The sequence below is a fragment of the Myceligenerans salitolerans genome (assembly GCF_017349295.1).
GTDB classification, from domain to species: Bacteria; Actinomycetota; Actinomycetes; order Actinomycetales; family Cellulomonadaceae; genus Myceligenerans; species Myceligenerans salitolerans.
The window spans coordinates 216,839-234,114 of sequence record NZ_JAFMPK010000027.1 but is presented as its reverse complement, the minus strand read 5'-3'; the positions used below and the strand labels follow the sequence as shown (position 1 = coordinate 234,114).

11 protein-coding genes are annotated in these 17,276 nt (G+C 71.2%); 7 read left to right on the top strand and 4 right to left on the bottom strand.

Annotated features, from left to right (window positions below; genetic code table 11):
* Positions 1 to 53: 53 nt before the first annotated feature.
* Positions 54 to 737 (top strand): DedA family protein, encoded by a 684-nt coding sequence (locus tag J0911_RS06375; protein ID WP_207274619.1) that lies wholly within the window; start codon positions 54 to 56, stop codon positions 735 to 737.
* 31 nt (positions 738 to 768) lie between these two features.
* Here the strand turns inward: J0911_RS06375 and coaA are convergent, their stop codons facing one another.
* Complete coding sequence (gene coaA, locus J0911_RS06370) at positions 769 to 1,752, bottom strand: type I pantothenate kinase (protein ID WP_307864947.1); 984 nt, start codon at positions 1,750 to 1,752, stop codon at positions 769 to 771.
* A 122-nt stretch (positions 1,753 to 1,874) separates the two neighbouring features.
* On the opposite strand from coaA, the gene glmS reads away from it, so the two are divergent.
* The gene (glmS, locus tag J0911_RS06365) at positions 1,875 to 3,785 is read left to right on the top strand and encodes a glutamine--fructose-6-phosphate transaminase (isomerizing) (RefSeq protein ID WP_207274618.1); all 1,911 of its coding nucleotides are present in this window, start codon (positions 1,875 to 1,877) and stop codon (positions 3,783 to 3,785) included.
* Positions 3,786 to 3,815: 30 nt separating this feature from the next.
* Here the strand turns inward: glmS and J0911_RS06360 are convergent, their stop codons facing one another.
* Both J0911_RS06360 and J0911_RS06355 read right to left on the bottom strand, forming a co-directional pair.
* Entirely contained in the window at positions 3,816 to 4,166 is a 351-nt protein-coding gene (locus J0911_RS06360) for a holo-ACP synthase (RefSeq protein WP_207274617.1), read from the bottom strand.
* On the bottom strand, positions 4,163 to 5,212 hold the full coding sequence (locus J0911_RS06355; protein ID WP_207274616.1) for a TIGR03560 family F420-dependent LLM class oxidoreductase: 1,050 nt from the start codon (positions 5,210 to 5,212) through the stop codon (positions 4,163 to 4,165). The genes J0911_RS06360 and J0911_RS06355 overlap by 4 nt, the downstream gene beginning before the upstream one ends.
* 137 nt (positions 5,213 to 5,349) lie before the next feature.
* Between J0911_RS06355 and J0911_RS06350 the strand changes: the two genes are divergently transcribed.
* The 5 genes from J0911_RS06350 to J0911_RS06330 all read left to right on the top strand — a co-directional run bounded on the left by J0911_RS06350 (position 5,350) and on the right by J0911_RS06330 (position 16,690).
* Positions 5,350 to 7,005 (top strand): bifunctional ADP-dependent NAD(P)H-hydrate dehydratase/NAD(P)H-hydrate epimerase, encoded by a 1,656-nt coding sequence (locus J0911_RS06350; protein ID WP_307864946.1) that lies wholly within the window; start codon positions 5,350 to 5,352, stop codon positions 7,003 to 7,005.
* 98 nt (positions 7,006 to 7,103) lie between these two features.
* Positions 7,104 to 7,424 (top strand): hypothetical protein, encoded by a 321-nt coding sequence (locus J0911_RS06345; protein WP_207274615.1) that lies wholly within the window; start codon positions 7,104 to 7,106, stop codon positions 7,422 to 7,424.
* A gap of 274 nt (positions 7,425 to 7,698) precedes the next feature.
* Positions 7,699 to 10,029, top strand: coding sequence for a LuxR C-terminal-related transcriptional regulator (locus J0911_RS06340; RefSeq protein ID WP_207274614.1), 2,331 nt, complete (start codon positions 7,699 to 7,701; stop codon positions 10,027 to 10,029).
* Positions 10,030 to 10,451: 422 nt separating this feature from the next.
* Entirely contained in the window at positions 10,452 to 15,146 is a 4,695-nt protein-coding gene (locus tag J0911_RS06335) for a choice-of-anchor G family protein (RefSeq protein ID WP_207274613.1), read from the top strand.
* A 218-nt stretch (positions 15,147 to 15,364) separates the two neighbouring features.
* Positions 15,365 to 16,690 carry a copper amine oxidase gene (locus tag J0911_RS06330; protein ID WP_242636340.1) on the top strand — a complete coding sequence of 442 codons (1,326 nt, stop codon included), beginning with the start codon at positions 15,365 to 15,367 and terminating at the stop codon, positions 16,688 to 16,690.
* Positions 16,691 to 16,702: 12 nt separating this feature from the next.
* On the opposite strand, the gene J0911_RS06325 is transcribed toward J0911_RS06330, so the two are convergent.
* A complete protein-coding gene (locus J0911_RS06325) occupies positions 16,703 to 17,185 on the bottom strand; it encodes a glutathione peroxidase (RefSeq protein ID WP_207274611.1) in 483 nt (160 codons plus the stop codon).
* Between the last annotated feature and the right edge of the window lie 91 nt (positions 17,186 to 17,276).

The window sequence follows — 17,276 nt, the reverse complement described above, 5'->3', positions numbered from 1 at the left end:
TCAGGGGCGAACCCTGGTGACAATCAGGGTGTCCGCCTGCTTACGCTTAGCGCGTGCTGGAACCGATCTATGCCTTCCTGGAAGCCCTGGAGCTCTGGGTCCTCGACCTCGCGGCGTCGCCCTGGGTCTATCCCGCCATGTTCGGATTCGCGACCGTGGACGGGTTCTTCCCGCCGCTGCCGAGCGAGTCGGTTCTCATCACGCTGGCCGTGGCGGCGCACAGCGGCGGAGTCCCCTGGCTGCCGCTGGTCCTCGTGATGGGTGCGCTCGGGGCCTGGACCGGGGACCAGATCGCCTACCACATCGGACGTGCGATCGGAACCGAGCGAGTACCGTTCCTGCGTTCCGAGCGCGGCCGGCGGATGGTGGCGCGAGCGGAGAACGTCCTCGCGCGGCGGGGTGCGTCGTTCATCCTGGCGGCGCGGTACGTCCCGATCGGCCGGGTGGCGGTGAACATGACGGCGGGAGCCGTGCACTACCCGCGGCGCCGGTTCATGGTCATCGCGGCGATCGCCTCGGTGATGTGGTCGCTGTACTCGGCGGGCATCGGGATCCTGGCGGCGGCGTGGCTCGGCCACGAACCGCTTCTGGCGATCGGTGTCGGGATCGTCTTCGGCGTCACGGCGGGCTTCCTGATCGACAAGGTCGTGATGTGGTTCCAGCGCCGCCGTCCGGACGCGGAGGACGAGGAACAGGACCGCGCCGGCGAGACGTCCGGCGAACGCGCGGCGGCGTAGCACCCGTGCCCGGCGGCTCCGGAGGCCGCTGTCAGAGCTTGCGCAGGCGGACCCGCTGGACCTTGTGGTCCGCACCCTTGGTGAGGACCAGGGTGGCGCGGCCCCGTGTGGGCAGGATGTTCTGCTCCAGGTTCGGCGCGTTGATGGACTCCCAGATGCTCAGCGCACGAGTCACCGCCTCGTCGTCGGAGAGGTCGGCGTACTTGCGGAAGTAGGACTCCGGACGCTGGAAGGCCGTGCGTCGCAGCTGCAGGAACCGGTCGACGTACCACTGGCGGATGTTGCGGGTGCGGGCGTCGACGTAGATGGAGAAGTCGAAGTAGTCGCTGACCGCGACGGTCGACTCGTCGACCGCGGAGGGCCGGGCCGGCTGCAGCACGTTGAGGCCTTCGACGATGAGGACGTCCGGTTTGCGGATGACGACCTCCTCGCCGGGGACGATGTCGTAGATCGTGTGGGAGTAGCGCGGGGCCCGCACCTCCTCCTGCCCGGCCTTGATGCGCGACAGGAAGCGGATCAGGGCCCGCCGGTCGTACGCCTCGGGGAAGCCCTTGCGCTCCATGAGACCGCGCCGTGCGAGCTCGGCGTTGGGGTACAGGAACCCGTCCGTCGTGAGCAGTTCGACCCGGGGGGTGGAGGGCCAGCGGGCCAGCATCTCGCGCAGGATCCGGGCCGTGGTCGACTTCCCCACGGCGACCGAGCCGGCGACGCCGATGACGTACGGGGTGCGCGGCGGCTGCTCGTGCAGGAACGCGGCCGTGGCGCCGTGCAGGCCGGTCACCGCGTTCACGTAGAGGTTGAGGAGGCGGGAGAGCGGACGGTAGACGGCGTCGACCTCGTCCAGGTCGATCGGGTCACCGAGCCCCCGGAGCCGGTCGACGTCGTCGTCGGTCAGCGGGAGGGGCGTCGAGGCGGACAGACGGCTCCAGGCCGCGCGGTCGAGGTCCACGTAGGGCGATGCCGGCGCCAGCGACAGCAGGTGCTCGGGGATCGTGGTCGATGACTGATGTGCCACTCGCACGATTCTGCACCACCCGCCGCCGTGGTCGTGCCCCGGTGGCGCGCGGGTGAAAGCCCGTCCGGCACCTTGTAAGGGCCGTGAACTTATGGTATGGCGGCGCGGGTAGACTCGCGACCATGTGCGGAATCGTCGGGTACACGGGTCTCAGCGGCGGCGGCGCGGAAGGGCGGAGCGACGAGGGCGGCCAGGAGGCCGCCGGGTCGGCCACTCCGCTGGCGGTCGCGCTCGAAGGGCTGCGGCGGCTGGAGTACCGCGGCTACGACTCCGCGGGCGTGGCGCTCGTCGGCCCCGGGATCGACGGCGTGGCCACCGCGAAGAAGGCCGGAAAGCTCGCCAACCTCGTGGAAGAGCTCGGCCTGCGGCCGCTCCCGGCGGCGACGTCGGCCATCGGCCACACGCGCTGGGCGACGCACGGCGGGCCGACGGACACGAACGCCCACCCGCACCTCGCCGACGGCGACCGTCTCGCCGTGATCCACAACGGGATCATCGAGAACTTCGGTGAGCTGCGGACCGAGCTCGCCGCCGGAGGGGTGCAGTTCCGGTCCGAGACCGACACCGAGGTGGCGGCCCACCTCGTCGCGCGCGAGTACCGCGCGACCAAGGACCTGACCCGTGCCATGGCCACCGCGGCCACGCGCCTCCAGGGCACCTTCACGCTGCTCGCCGTCCACGCGGACCACCCCCGCACGGTGGTGGGGGCGCGGCACGACTCGCCGCTCGTCGTCGGTATCGGCGACGGCGAGAACTTCCTGGGGTCGGACGTCGCGGCGTTCATCGCGCACACGAACGAGGCGATGGAACTGGGCCAGGACCAGGTGGTGACGATCACCCCGTCGTCGGTCGAGGTGACGGACTTCGCCGGGAACCCGGCCGAGGCGAAGCGCTACACGGTCGACTGGGACGCCGCGGCCGCCGAGAAGGGCGGATTCGACTCGTTCATGGACAAGGAGATCCACGACCAGCCGCACGCCGTCGCCGACACGCTGCTCGGCCGGACCGACGCGGCCGGACGCCTCGTCCTGGACGACCTCAGGATCGACGAGTCCGTGCTCCGCGCCGTGAACAAGATCATCGTGGTCGCCTGCGGGACCGCCGCGTACTCCGGTCACGTGGCGAAGTACGCGATCGAACACTGGTGCCGGATCCCGGTCGAGGTGGAGCTCGCGCACGAGTTCCGCTACCGGGACCCCATCGTGGACGAGAGGACGCTCGTCGTCGCCGTGACGCAGTCCGGCGAGACCATGGACACGCTGATGGCGGTCCGGCACGCGCGGGAGCAGGGTGCCAAGGTCGTCTCCATCGTCAACACCCACGGCTCCACCATCCCGCGGGAGTCCGACGCCGTGCTCTACACCCACGCGGGGCCGGAGATCGCCGTCGCCTCCACCAAGGCGTTCCTGGCACAGATCACGGCGGCGTATCTGCTCGGGCTGTACCTGGCGCAGCTGCGCGGGAACAAGTTCCCCGACGAGATCGCGGCGCTGCTGGACGACCTGCGCGACATGCCGCGCAAGATCCAGACCGTGATCGAGCGCGGAGAGTACGTGCGCGCCACCGCCCGCTCGATGAGTTCGAGCGACAAGGTGCTGTTCCTCGGCCGGCATGTCGGTTTCCCCGTCGCGCTGGAGGGCGCGCTCAAGCTCAAGGAGCTGGCCTACATCCACGCCGAGGGCTTTGCCGCGGGCGAGCTCAAGCATGGCCCGATCGCTCTGATCGACGAGGGCCAGCCGGTGTTCGTCGTCGTTCCCTCGCCGCGCGGGCGGGACTCGTTGCACTCCAAGGTGGTCTCGAACATCCAGGAGATCCGGGCGCGTGGCGCCCGGACCCTGGTCATCGCCGAGGACGGCGACGACGAGGTGCGCGACTACGCCGACGAGGTGTTCTGGATCCCCAAGGCGCCGACGCTGCTGCAGCCCCTGCTCGCCGTCGTCCCCCTGCAGATCTTCGCCATGGCCCTGGCCACGGCCAAGGGGCTCGACGTCGACCAGCCGCGCAACCTCGCGAAGTCGGTCACGGTGGAGTGAGCGGACCGGTCCGCCCCGGGCCGCGGCGCTTCACCCCTCGGCGATGACCATCGCCGAGCTGATGCCCGCGTCGTGGGAGATCGTCAGGTGCCAGTGCCGCACGCCGAGCTCGTCCGCACGTGCGGCGACCGTCCCGACGAGCTCGACCTCGGGCGGGCCGCCGACGACGCGATGGACGGTCGCGTCGTGCCAGCGCAGGCCGTCAGGGGCGCCCAGCGCCTTGGCGATCGCCTCCTTCGCGGCGAACCGGGCGGCCAGCGACGACGGCGGCAGGTCCCGCTCGGCGGGGGTGAACAGCTTCTCGCGGAGCCGGGGCGTGCGCTCCAGCGCCGCCATGAACCGGTCGACGTCGACCACGTCGATCCCCACCCCGATGATCACCGCAGCTCCGGGACGACCTGCTTCTCGAACAGCTCGATACCGGACTGGTCGTAGGCGGCCTCCAGGAAGTAGGTGATGGCGTACGTCATGCCGAGCTTCTCGACCGCCCGTAGCTTCTCGACGATCTGCTCCGGGGTGCCGGCCAGATACGCGCCCCGCCACACGCCGATCTCGTGGTCGGCGCGCTCCGGTGCCCACCGGCGCAGGTGGGCCTCGATCCACGCCAGCCGGTCCGAGACCTCCTTCTCGGTCGCCCCGATCACCACGTTGTAGTTGGCCGACCGCGTGATCTCCCCGAAGTCACGGCCCACGGCCTCGCAGTGCCCCTGGAGCACCGACGACTTGTGCGCGAAACCCTCCGGGTCCCCGGCGAAGTTCGTGTACTGCGCGTGCTGCGCGGCGATGCGGAGGGTCTTCTTCTCGCCCCCACCCGCGATCCACAGCGGGATGCTCGGCACCTCGGCGCCGCCGTCGCCCACCGGCAGCTGCTGCAACGGCTGCGGGTGGCAGCGGGCGCCGTCGACCTGGTACCGCCTGCCCTCGAACCGGCCGGACGAGCCGGTGCGCCACATGTTCGCCATGATCTGCACACCCTCGTCCAACGCGCGCAGGCGCTCGCCGGCCGTCGGGAACCCGTAGCCGTAGGCGCGCCACTCGTGCTCGTACCAGCCCGCACCGATCCCCATCTCGACACGCCCGCCGGAGATCACGTCCGTCGTCGAGGCCACCTTCGCGAGATAGGTCGGCTCCCGGTAGGCCATGCACGTGCACATCTGCCCCAGGCGCACCCGCTGCGAGGCCGCCGCGAACGCCGCCATCAGCGTCCAGGCCTCGTGCGTCGCCTCACTCGTGGGCACCGGCACGGTGTGGAAGTGGTCGTAGACCCAGGCCGACTCCCAGGCGAACGCACCGCCGGGGACGGCCTCACCCGCCGCCTGGTTCTCGGCCCGGTGCAGCAGTGACAGCATCGTCGACCAATGGTCCTCGGGAGCGATGTCCACGAGGTCCAGGCGCCAGCCCTGTGGGATGAAGAGTCCGAATCGCATGCCCTGAGCCTAGGAGGTCGCGCGGGCACGTGTCGCCCCTTGTCCGCGGGCGCCCGAAGTCCCGGACGGAGGCCGTTGCCGGTCCACCGCGCACCCCACGTACCGGACCGTGACAAAAAGCGGGCATCATAGGGCGCGTGATCGAGGCATGGACGGCAGATGAGATTCGCGCGGTGGAGAAGCCGCTGCTCGACGCGGGCGCACCCCTCATGGACCGTGCCGCCCGCGCGCTCGCTCGGACGGCGCTCGCGGACATCGCCCGCCGGCGGTCCGGCGGTGGTGGTCGCCGGCTCCGGCTCGCGGGCGCCGTCGGTTCCGACGGCCTGTCCGGCCCGGGTCACGTCCGGCCTCCCCGCCGAGGCGTCGCCAGGAACGCCGCCCACGGCGGGCGGGCGGTGCTGCTCGTCGGCGCGGGGAACAACGGCGGGGACACGCTCTTCGCCGGTGCCCACCTGGCGCGGTCCGGCGTCCACGTCACGGCGTTCCTCGTGGCGAGTGCGGTGCACGGCGAGGGCCTCGCCGCGCTCGAGGCCGCCGGTGGCGAGGTGATCGCCCGTTCGGAGCTGCGTGTTCCCGCCGTCGTCGAACGGGTCGCCGCAGCGGACGTGGTTCTCGACGGCCTCGTCGGAATCGGTTCCCGTGGTGCGCTCCGGCCTCCCTCCGGCGGGATCGTCCGGGCGCTCGTGGAGTCGCGGGCGGTGGCCGAGGCGGCCGGGAACCCGTGGCCGTGGGTGATCGCCGTCGACGTCCCCAGCGGTATCGGGGTCGACGACGGGTCCGTTCCCGGCCCGGTGCTTCCCGCCGACCGGACCGTGACGTTCGGGGCTCGCAAGCCGGGCCTGCTCCTGCCGCCCGCCGCCCACCTCGCCGGTGCCGTGCAGGTCGTCGACGTCGGACTCGGCGCGGCCCACGGGCAGCAGGTCCCCGGGACCGTGCGTCTCGAAGCCTCCGACGTCGCGGAGGTGTTGCGCGTTCCCGGCGTGCGCGACCACAAGTACACGCGGGGTGTCGTGGGCGTCGTGGCGGGCACGGAGAAGTACCCGGGGGCGGGAGTTCTCGTGACGGCGGGTGCGGTCCGCGCCGGCGCGGGTATGGTGCGCGCGCTCGGACCCACGACGGTCACCGACCGGATCCTGACACGGCATCCCGAGGTGGTCACCGCGGGAGGCCGTGTCCAGTCGTGGGTGCTCGGCCCGGGCATCCCGTCGGACGGCTCGGACGCCGGGCAGGACCGCCGGGTCTACGGTGCGCTGGCCGCCGTGACCGGGGTGCTCGACGCCGAGGTCACCGGCGGCGTGGTGCCGGCGGTCATCGACGCCGGCGCGATGGCGATGCTCGAGCACCGGCTCCCGGAGATCGCCGTCCTCACCCCCCACGCCCGGGAGCTCGCCGAGCTCATGCGGGGGCTGGGACACGAGGTGGACCGGGCGGACATCGAGGCGGAGCCCGTCCGCTGGGCGCGCGCGGCGCAGCGCGCGACCGGTGCGACGGTCCTGCTGAAGGGTGCGGTGACCGTGATCGTCGGCTCCGGTGCGACGTTCGCACAGGCCGACGCGCCTGCCTGGCTCGCCACGGCGGGTGCGGGCGACGTGCTGGCGGGCCTGCTCGGCACGCTCCTCGCCTCCCGGGCGGACGACGTACTCGCGGATCCCACGCTGACGAGCCGGATCGCGGCGGCCGCCGTCGTGCTGCACGGCCGGGCGGCCGCGCTGGCCAGCGGTGGAGGCCCGGTGTCCGCCTCGGAGGTGGCGGACGCCGTCCCCCGGGTGATCGCCGACGTCCTGGCGGGCTGAGGCGGTCAGGAGGACCGCCGTCCGCTCCTTGCTGGAAGCTGCCTCAGGAATTTTCCCCGAGTGCTGTGACATCTCCGGCGCTTCCGCGTCTGGGGTGCATGAGCATCGACGCGGAGTTCCGGTTCCACGAGGTCATCGACAGTTTCGCGCGCCTGGACAGCCTCGCCCTGCGCGTCCAGCCGGAGCTGGTGGAGGTGTCCCCCGGCGACGAGCAGAGCGAGCCGATACGGATCCAGGGGCTGACCGTGTACGTGACGCTGAACGACGAGGGGGCCGCGAAACGGCTCGCGGTACGCCACCGTCTTGCCCCGGGGCCGCGGTCACCGTTGGACCTGAGCCGGACGTGGTGCGGGTGGCTGCCCGCGGCGTCGCGGCTGTTGCCGGTCTCGGTCCAGCTGACGCTGGTGACGGACCGCTGAGCGGGACGCGCTCGGCACCGTGAATGCCGAGCACAATTCCGGCAAGGGCCCATTAATCCCACCTGCACCACTTGTATGGACCAAGCAAGATCTCAATTTCGTCATACACTCGCATCGCACCCCCAGGAAAAGTAACCGCTGCCACAAAAGGGGGTGGGTGCGCGTGAGGACACGGACGGTATCACCTCGGGTGCTCGATGGTGAGCCTCGACAGATCGCCGGCATGACGACGGAGAACGTGCGCGAATACGGACTTCACGGACGAGACCGAGAAATGCGGACCATTGCCGGGGTCGCATCGGAGATCGATCCCCGGACATTGATGGTGGTCGGGCCGAGCGGATCCGGGAAGACCGCGACGGTCATGCACGCGCTGCGCGCGCTGGGCCCGGACATCCCCGTGCTCCGCGTGCAGAGGATCTGGTCCCGTCGCCCGCACGCACGATTTCTCGGTGACACGGAGCGCTCCGAACTCACCGTCGTGCCGTCCGGCGCCGATGTCAGCGCCGCGACCGGGTTCTTCGAGAGCTTGACGGCGAACCTCGGCGCAGCGGTCCCGCGCGTGGTGTTCGTCGACGACGCCGGAGTGCTGACCGAGGAGCGGCTCGCATGGCTGCAGCACCTGGCCGACGAGGCGTTCGCGCTGGACTGCCGGTTGGTCGTCGCCGCGGAGGAGCTCGCGCCCGGCGCACTCCCGGACGAGCTCGACGTCCTGCGCCTCGGCCCGCTCGCCCCACCCGCACTGCGTCAGTTCCTCACCGACGCGCTCGGCCTGTCCATCGCGGCGGATGTCGTGGAGCGGATCACCTGGTGGAGTGCGGGCAACCCCCGGCTCGCCCTGGAGCTGGCCCAGGACCTGTCCGTGGCGCAGCTGCGCGGTGGGGCGCTCTGGCACGGTCCCGACAGTGCTGGCTCCGCGGCGCGCCGCACTTATCGCCACGCGCTCGAGGGCATCGACGAGCCGGGGGCTGACCTCCTGGCCTCGCTCGTGATGCGCCAGTCCGGGTCCGGGCTCGGCGAGGAGCCGTGGGACGGCGCCGAGGGCCTCGGCGACGACCCGACTCTCGGCCGGCTTGCCGAGCGGGGTCTTGTCGAGCTGCGCGCCGGCACCTGGTTCCTGCGCCATCCGCTGGCCGCGGTGCTTTGCGCGGAGCGGAGCGGGATCGGGCGGCCGGCCGTGCCGACGGCGGAGCGCAGGAGCGAGGCGATGCTGCGCGGGCTGCACATGCAGGAGCTCAACCCCGTGCTGCGGGCAGGGCCCCTGTCGGTGGAATGCCCGAACAACCGTGCCCTGGCATTCACCATGTCGGTGCTGACAGGGCAGACATGGGGTATCCCGCGGGGCGGGTCGGCGGGTGTCACCGACTGCCGGGAGTGGGCCGACCACGTCTGGTGGCGCGCGACCCCGGGGCTCGGTGAGGCGGTGCGCGCCGCGTCCGGCCGCCTGGCAGCCGCCGCACTGGCGGTCGAGGCCGAGGGCGTGGTGCAGGACCCGGATCAGCTGCGTGCCGACCTGGAAACCATCGGCGAGACCTCCGGCCAGCACTGGCTGGGACTGCACCTGCAGACACGGATGCGGCTCATGCTCGGTGACGTGTCCGGCGCGCGGGCACTGGTGGCGGCGCACGTGGACGACGACGCCCGGGGCGCGGCCGAGCAGGTCGCGCGAAGTCTCAGCGCCGCCATGGTCGCGGCGGTCGAGGGACAGTTCCATGATGTGCGCCGTCATCTCGACGCGGTCCGCCGGCTGCGCCCCGGCTGCGACGGGTGGCTGGTGCTCCGGGGACTGACGGCCCTCGCCGACGCGGCCATCGACGGACGCGTCCCGGACGTCGGCGTCCCCGAGGTTCTCGGCAACTGGTCCGCGCGCGCCGCGGCGGAGTTCGCCGCCGACGTCGGGGCCGCCCATCTGCTCCTGGGGCGTGCGCGAGAAGCCGTGTCGCTCCTGGCCGTCTCCGTCGAGCAGTGCCGATGGCCGTACCAGTGCCCCGTCATGGTCCGTGCCGATCTGGTGGACGCGGCGGTGGCCGCGGGTGACGTGCAGGCGGTTCCCGCCGTCACCGGCGGTGCCGGGGTCACCGAGTGCGGCGCCCTGTCGGCGGACCTCCGGGCCGCCGGCGCGCGCGGTGCCGCGTTGCTCGCGGACGGCGACCGGGCGCTCGTCGCCTTCGACGAGGCGGTTCGGGCCTCGACCCCTCCGGCCTCGATCCGCCAGCACGTGCGGACGCTCGTGGCCTACGGGCGCTTCCGCGCGGGACGAGGGGACGCCGGTGTCGCGGTGGCCGCCTTCGACCGCGCACGGACCCTCGCGCAGCTGGCCGGGCTGGCGGGATGGACCCGCGGGATCGACACGGCGCAGACCGCTTCGGGAGGCGCGGTGGCGAGCAACCGGTGGGAGGGGCTCCGCCGGGACGAGCGCACCATGGTGCGGCTCGCCCTGAAGGGCGCCACGAACTCGAAGATCGCCGAGTCCGTGTTCGTGTCCGAGCGGACCGTCGTCAACCGGCTGCGGCAGGTGTACCACCGACTGGGCATCCGCGACCGGAGGGACCTCATCCGCCTCGCGGAGGAATGCCCGCCGAGGTGGGCGTCCGCCGAGGTGTAGTGCGCAGGCCCGGACCGCCCCGGCCGGGGAGGCCCGGGCTTGCCGCATCCCGCGACGGGTGAAATTCTTTTCTGCAGTACTTTCCGTCGTGGGAAATGCCGGGGAAAGATCGGTCTATTTCCCCATAGCTCGCCTCCTATGGCTTGAGTGCGCCATGTTGCCTTAGCGTGCGCTGGGGCATATCTGATGACAGGGCATGCAAATCCCCTGGATCTTGTGTTCGCTGAACGTGGGTCTCCTGTGACTTTTTCGTGGTCCTGGTCCCACCGTCATTCCGCCGCCGCCCAGACGGCGCAACCTGTGAGGAGTGAGTTCCTTTGAGGCGAACACCGTTGTCTCCACGACGACACAGATTGCGAGGTCGCGCCAGATGGCAGCGCCCGGTCGCAATCGGCGCTGGCGCCGCGCTGCTGGTCGCCGGCTTGAGCGTCCCCGCACAGGCGGCGCTCGACACCTACCCCGACGACCCCGCTGAGGCCGGGGCCAGTGTCCTGAACTCGGAGCTCATGGAACAAGAGCTCCTCGGCGCCGCCACCTCGGTCGCGGGCTGGGACACCGACCCGGGACCCAACACCGAGAACCTGGACGTCGACCTGCTCGGATCCCAGCTGCTCTCGCTGGGAGACATCGCGATCCCGGTCGACCAGTTCATGGATCTGGGACAGCTCGGGGCACTCGCCAGCACGAGCGAGGCCAGTTCGCCGACCGACGCCCGGGCAGCGACCGGCGTGATCGGTCCCGACGGCGGCGTGACCATCGACGGCACCGCCGAGGGCGACTGGGGGACGACGACGCTCGACCTGCTCGCGCTCGCGGACACTGCCGGCGTGGGCGGGATCACCGACCTCGCGGTCGACCAGCTCGACCTCCAGCTCGGTGCGCTGGGTTCCGAGGTGATCGCGGAGGACGGCGTCTTCCTCGACCCGGACGGCGGGGTGACCGGCCCGGGGCAGTACGTCCTGGGTGACGCATCGCTGCTGATGCACTCCCCGCTGATCGAGGACGCCGCCGCGCAGATCTACGACCTGGGCGCCCTGGTGGACACGACGGCCGAGGACCTGGTCAACCAGGTGTTCGACGTCACCGCACTCGTCGGTGCGCTCGACCTCCCGGGCGTTCCGACCCCGGAGTGCTCCGTCGACTCGAACATGCAGGAGACGATCGTCAACGCCGTGGTGGGGGAGCCGCTCACGTCGGCGAACCAGCTGGTGACGATCGACTTCTCGACGGGCCAGGCGGAGATCCACCTGGAGCACCTGGTCGAGGGCAACGACCCCTGGGCGGGTGGTGACGACGCCGGTATGAACGGCCTCGCGCCCAACTACGAGGTCATCGACGACCAGACGTACCCGCAGATCGCCGAGGGCGTGCACGAGCTGATGGAGGAGGCCGTGCAGATCATGACGACCGCCATCGAGGAGTCGCTGAGCGCCGTCTCGATCAGCTGCCAGTTCCTCGGGACGGGCCCGCTTCCCGGCGACGTGTTCGACGTGTCGTGGACGGTCAACCTCGCGGACGCGGCCAGCGGCGACTTCCCGCCGGTCGAGCAGAACTGCAGCGGTACCGCCGCCGTCACGTGCCAGCTGCTGGCCACGACGATCAACACCTCGGGCGCGCTGCTGACGCCGATCTTCGCAACGGTGTACGACTTCCTCATCAGCGATGAGGGCGCCCAGGTGTTCGAGCTGTTGATCACCGACATCAAGACCGGACTCGTGACCGAGACCATCGGCACCGCGCTGTCGCCGGTGTTCGACGTGATCACGCAGTTCATCTCCCTGCAGATCAACCACCAGGAGACCGCGACCTGTACGACCGACACGGGTGAGGAAGCGCTCGCGTCGCTCGAGGTGTCGGCCCTCTGGCTGGGCCTCATGCAGGGCGAGTTGGGGAGCATCGGGCTGGGCAACTCCGGTGTCCGGATCGACGCCTGCGGACTGGCCGCCATCGAGCCGGTCATCACTGCCGACCCGACGGAGTTCCCGGCGGGTGAGTGCACGGTGGTGTCCGGTGAGGGGTACACCCCAGACAGCACCGTGACGGTGCAGCTCACCGACGCCGACGGCAACCCCGTGGGCGACCCGATCACGGCGGAGACGGACGCGGACGGCGCGTTCACGATCGATCTCTGCACGACTCCGGACACTCCGCCCGGCGACTACACGATCATCGGCACGGACGACGAGACCGGGACCCCGGCCGAGACGCCTGTCGTGATCCAGCCGGTGGACGCGATCACGCCGTCGATCACGGTCGACCCGACCGTGGTCGCTCCGGGTGAGTGCACCGTGGTGTCGGGTGAGGGCTACACGCCGAACTCGACGGTGACGGTGCAGCTGACGGACGCCGACGGCAACCCGGTGGGTGACCCGGTCACGGCCGAGACGGACGAGACGGGTGCGTTCACCGTGGACCTGTGTGTTCCGGAGGACGCCGAGCCGGGCGACTACACGGTGATCGGCACGGACGACGAGACCGGTACGCCCGCGGAGACCCCGCTGACCGTGACGCCGGTGGACGCGATCACGCCGACGATCACGGTGGACCCGACCGAGGTCGCCCCCGGTGAGTGCACCGTGGTGTCGGGTGAGGGATACACGCCGAACTCGACGGTGACGGTGCAGCTGACGGATGCCGACGGCAACCCCATCGGTGACCCGGTCACGGCCGAGACCGACGACACGGGTGCGTTCACCGTGGACCTGTGCGTGCCGGAGGACACGGCGCCGGGCGAGTACACGGTGATCGGCACGGACGACGAGACCGGTACGCCCGCGGAGACCCCGCTGACCGTGACGCCGGCCCCCGTCGAGCCGACGATCGCCGTCGACCCGACCGAGGTCGCCCCCGGTGAGTGCACCGTGGTGACCGGTGAGGGGTACACGCCGGACAGCACGGTGACGATCCAGCTCACCGACGCCGACGGCAACCCGGTGGGTGACCCGGTCACCGCCCCGACGGACGAGACGGGTGCGTTCACCGCGGACCTGTGCGTGCCTGAGGACGCCGAGCCGGGCGACTACACGGTGGTCGGTACCGACGACACCACGGGCACCCCGGCGGAGGCTCCGCTGACGGTGACGCCGGTCGACGGCATCACGCCGTCGATCTCGGTGGACCCGACCGTGGTCGACCCCGGTGAGTGCACCGTGGTGTCGGGTGAGGGCTACACGCCGAACTCGACGGTGACGGTGCAGCTGACGGATGCCGACGGCAACCCGGTGGGTGACCCGGTCACGGCCGAGACCGACGAGACCGGTGCGTTCACCGTGGACCTGTGTGTTCCGGAGGACGCCGAGCCGGGTGACTACACGGTGATCGGCACGGACGACGAGACCGGCACGCCCGCGGAGACCCCGCTGACGGTGAACCCGGAGGGCGACATCAGCCCGACGATCGTCGCCGACCCGGACGTGGTGGCGCCCGGCGACACCACGGACATCATCGGTGACGGGTACACCCCCGACAGCACGGTGACGATCCAGCTCGTCGACCCCGACGGCAACCCCGTCGGTGACCCGGTGACCGCCGCCACGGACGAGACGGGCAGCTTCGTGCTTCCCGCCGTGATCATGGAGGAGACCGAGCCGGGCGAGTACACCGTGATCGGCACGGACGACACCACCGGGATCGCGGCGGACACGCCGTTGACGGTGACGCCGGTGGACGGGATCGACCCGACGCTGTCGGTGGACCCGTCGGAGGTTGCCGCGGGTGAGTCCACGGAGGTGACCGGTGAGGGGTACACGCCGGACAGCACGGTGACCGTGCAGCTGGTCGACGCCGACGGCAACCCCGTGGGTGACCCGGTCGAGGATGTTCCGACGGACGAGAACGGCATGTTCACCGTGTCGCTGACCGTTCCGGAGGACGCCGAGCCAGGCGACCACACGGTCGTCGGTACCGACGACACCACGGGAACCCCGGCGGAAGCACCGCTGACGGTGACCGACGGTGACGGCGGTTCCGGTGACGTCGACCCGGCCATCACGGCCGACCCGGTCGAGGTCGCTCCCGGCGACTCCACGGAGATCACCGGTACGGGCTACACGCCGAACGGCATGGTGACCCTGTACCTGATGGACCAGGACGGGAACGTGCTCGGTGAGCCGGAGCCGTTCGAGGCGGAGGACGACGGAACGTTCGTCATGCCGCTGAACGTGCCGGCGGATGCCGAGACCGGTCCGTACACGGTCGTCGGGGTCGACGAGACCACTGGTCTCGAGGCCACCACGATGATCTACGTGACGCCCGGCGACGGGGGCGGCGACGTCTGCTCCGACCCGGCCCTGTTCGCCACGACCGAGGTCGTGACGGTCGGCGACGACGTGCTCGTCACCGGTATGGGCTTCGAGGCCGGCGCCGAGGTCGAGGTGCAGCTCTACGGCCCGGACGGGGAGCCCTTGGGCGACCCGGTCATGGTCACCGTGAACGAGCAGTGCGGTTTCCAGGTGACGATCACGGTGCCGGAAGGCTCGGACCCGGGTCTGCACGAGATCATCGCCACGCCGGAGGACGGCGGTGACGGCGCCTCGGTGCCGATCGCGGTCTGCGGTCCGGAAGGCGTGGCCCGTGCCCTGGACGCGTGGTTCGAGCACGGCACGGTCGAGCCGGGTGACAGCCAGACGTTCTACGCGTCGGGCTTCGAGCCGGGCGAGGTCGTCGTCGGACTCATCCACTCGTCGCCGATCGCCCTGCAGGGCACGGCGGCGGACGAGGAGGGCGTCGTCAGCTGGACCTTCACGGTTCCCGCCGACTTCGCCGCAGGTCCGCACGTGGGCATCGCGACGAGCACCGTCCACGGTGACCACGCCATCGCCGGCTTCGACGTCGTCGTCCACGACGACAACGGCAACGGTGACGGGAACGGCGACTGCGAGTGCGACGACGGCGACGGGGACGGCAACGGCTCCGGCGACGACGGCAACGGCGCGGGCGACGGCAACGGCACCGACGGCAACGGCACCTCGGGCAACGGCACCTCGGGCAGCGGCAACGGCGGGGGTCACCTCGCCGCGACCGGCTCGGACGCGTCGATGCTCGCGGCGCTGTCGTTCCTGCTGCTCGCAGCTGGTGCGGTGCTGGTCCGGCGGCGGCAGGTGATGAGCCGCCGGTGACGGACCGTCCGGGCCGCTGACCGCACGGCGGTCGGCGGCCCGGGCCACCACGGGAGAGATGCCGGCCCGGTGTGACGTGAGTCGCGCCGGGCCGGTCCGTGCCTCAAGATCGGTGAGGGCAGGGGGCCCGTAGCGATCTTTCAGGGGGTAGAAGGGTGCCGGAACAGAGCGGCGCACGACGGCGGTCGTGGCCGGGTCAGAGAGGGATGGTGGCGGTCATGGTGGTCTGCCTGGCCGCCATCGCCGCGGTGGCGATCACGCTGCTGGTGGTGTCGGCCGGTGCGACCACGGGGGGCGAGCGAGCGCCCCGGGCGGGAGCGGTGTCGTCGGCGGCGGTGGAGGAGCCGGAGTGCGCCGAGAACGCGCCGATCACCCAGGTCCTCAGCAGCGGTTCGGCCTGGACGATGTGCTGGCGCGTCGATCACAACACCGGGCTCGTGCTGGAGGACGTGACGTTCGCGCCCGCCGGGCACAAGCAGATGCAGGTCCTGGCCTCGCTGACGATCGGACAGCTCGAGGTGCCGTACGACACGGGTGTGCGCACCACCGAGGACATCACGGCCCAGGGGTTCGGCGGGCGGTCGATGCTCACGCTCGGCGAGAAGTCGTGCGGCGGGGAGCGCGTCACGGCGGACGTGCCCCTGGTCGGGGACGGCAGCGTGGGCGGCGTCGAGACGCGTGAGGTGCTGTGCCGGGAGACCGTCGACGGCGGCATCGCGTACCACGCGACCGCCGACACGCCGGGAGCGGAGGCGGTGGTGGAACGCCGGACGGACCTGCGGCTGTCGACCGTGTCGAAGGTCGGCTGGTACGAGTACGTCACGCAGTACACGTTCGGCGCGGACGGATCGATCACCCCGGAGCTGGGTGCCACCGGGGACCTGTCACCCGCGGACTACACCGACAAGGCGCACGGCTGGGCTGTCGGGGAGGGCGATCACCACCACGCCGCGAGCCACTCGCACAACGCGGTGTGGAAGGTGCACTGGGCACTCGGCGGGCGCGGCGGGCAGCGCGTCGAGCAGTACGACGCCCGGGACACGGACGAGATGGGGCCGAAGTCCCGCGTCGTGGCCGGAAGCCTGCAGGCGATCGAGCGTGAGGGCACCCGCGAGATGGGAAACCGTCGCTGGTGGCGCGTGCTGAACCCCGCTCGTCTGAACGAGGACGGGCACCCCGTCAGCTACGAGATCGGTCTGGGAGCGTCGTCGTCGTTCACGTTCACCCGTGACGACGGGCACGAGCACGGGGGCTACGACATCGCGTTCACCGAGGCGACGGACTGCCAGCTGTTCGCGACGGCGAACCGCGACGGCCACTGCGGCCGCGGCGTACCGGACTACGTGTCGGACCGCGAGGTGCTCGACGACGTCGTGGCCTGGGTGGCGGTCGGCTTCCACCACGTGCCGCGGGACGAGGACCAGAGTCCGATGGAGTCCCACTGGCAGGGCTTCACGATGATTCCCCGGGACGTCACGGCGACCAGGCCGGACGTGCCGCCGGGGCACGAGTCCGTCAACGGCAGCCCGCCGCCCGCCGGATAGCGCGGGCCTCGCTCAGCGGGGGAGGTGAGCCTCGATCTGCTCGATCACCTCGGGGGCGTCGGGAACCGTGCGCGGGTCGAAGCGGCGTACCGTGCCGCCCGGCAGGACGAGGAACTTCTCGAAGTTCCAGCGCACCCGGCCGGAGTGTCCGTCCGCGTCGGCGGTCTTCTTCAGCTCGGCGTACAGCGGATGGGTGTTGCGCCCGTTCACCTTCACCCGGTCCACCACGGGGAACGTCACGCCGTAGGTGGCCGAGCAGAACTCCGCGATCTTCTCGTTGCTGCCCAGCTCCTGGAAGAACTGGTTGCTCGGGAACCCGATCACGGTGAAGCCCCGTGCGGAGTACGTCTTCTGGAGCTGCTCGAGCGCCGTGTACTGCGGCGTCAGACCGCAGCGGGACGCCACGTTGACGACGAGGACGACGTCGTCGGCGTGGTCGGCGAGCGTGGTCTCGCTGCCGTCCATCCGCCGGAAGGGAATGTCGTAGAGGCTCATGCGTCCATCCTGGCACCGGCGGGCACGGCTCCGGAACCTGGCCTGCGGTAGGGCCGGCCGTGCCGGCGACGTGCGGCCGGCGCGCCGCGGG

What these genes read in the sequence shown, in the direction of transcription:
- glmS (WP_207274618.1), top strand. Translation starts at nt 1,875, where the DNA reads ATGTGCGGAATCGTCGGGTACACGGGTCTCAGCGGCGGCGGCGCGGAA.
- J0911_RS06355 (WP_207274616.1), bottom strand. Translation starts at nt 5,212, where the DNA reads ATGCGATTCGGACTCTTCATCCCACAGGGCTGGCGCCTGGACCTCGTG.
- J0911_RS06345 (WP_207274615.1), top strand. Translation starts at nt 7,104, where the DNA reads ATGAGCATCGACGCGGAGTTCCGGTTCCACGAGGTCATCGACAGTTTC.
- J0911_RS06340 (WP_207274614.1), top strand. Translation starts at nt 7,699, where the DNA reads ATGCGGACCATTGCCGGGGTCGCATCGGAGATCGATCCCCGGACATTG.
- J0911_RS06330 (WP_242636340.1), top strand. Translation starts at nt 15,365, where the DNA reads ATGGTGGTCTGCCTGGCCGCCATCGCCGCGGTGGCGATCACGCTGCTG.
- J0911_RS06325 (WP_207274611.1), bottom strand. Translation starts at nt 17,185, where the DNA reads ATGAGCCTCTACGACATTCCCTTCCGGCGGATGGACGGCAGCGAGACC.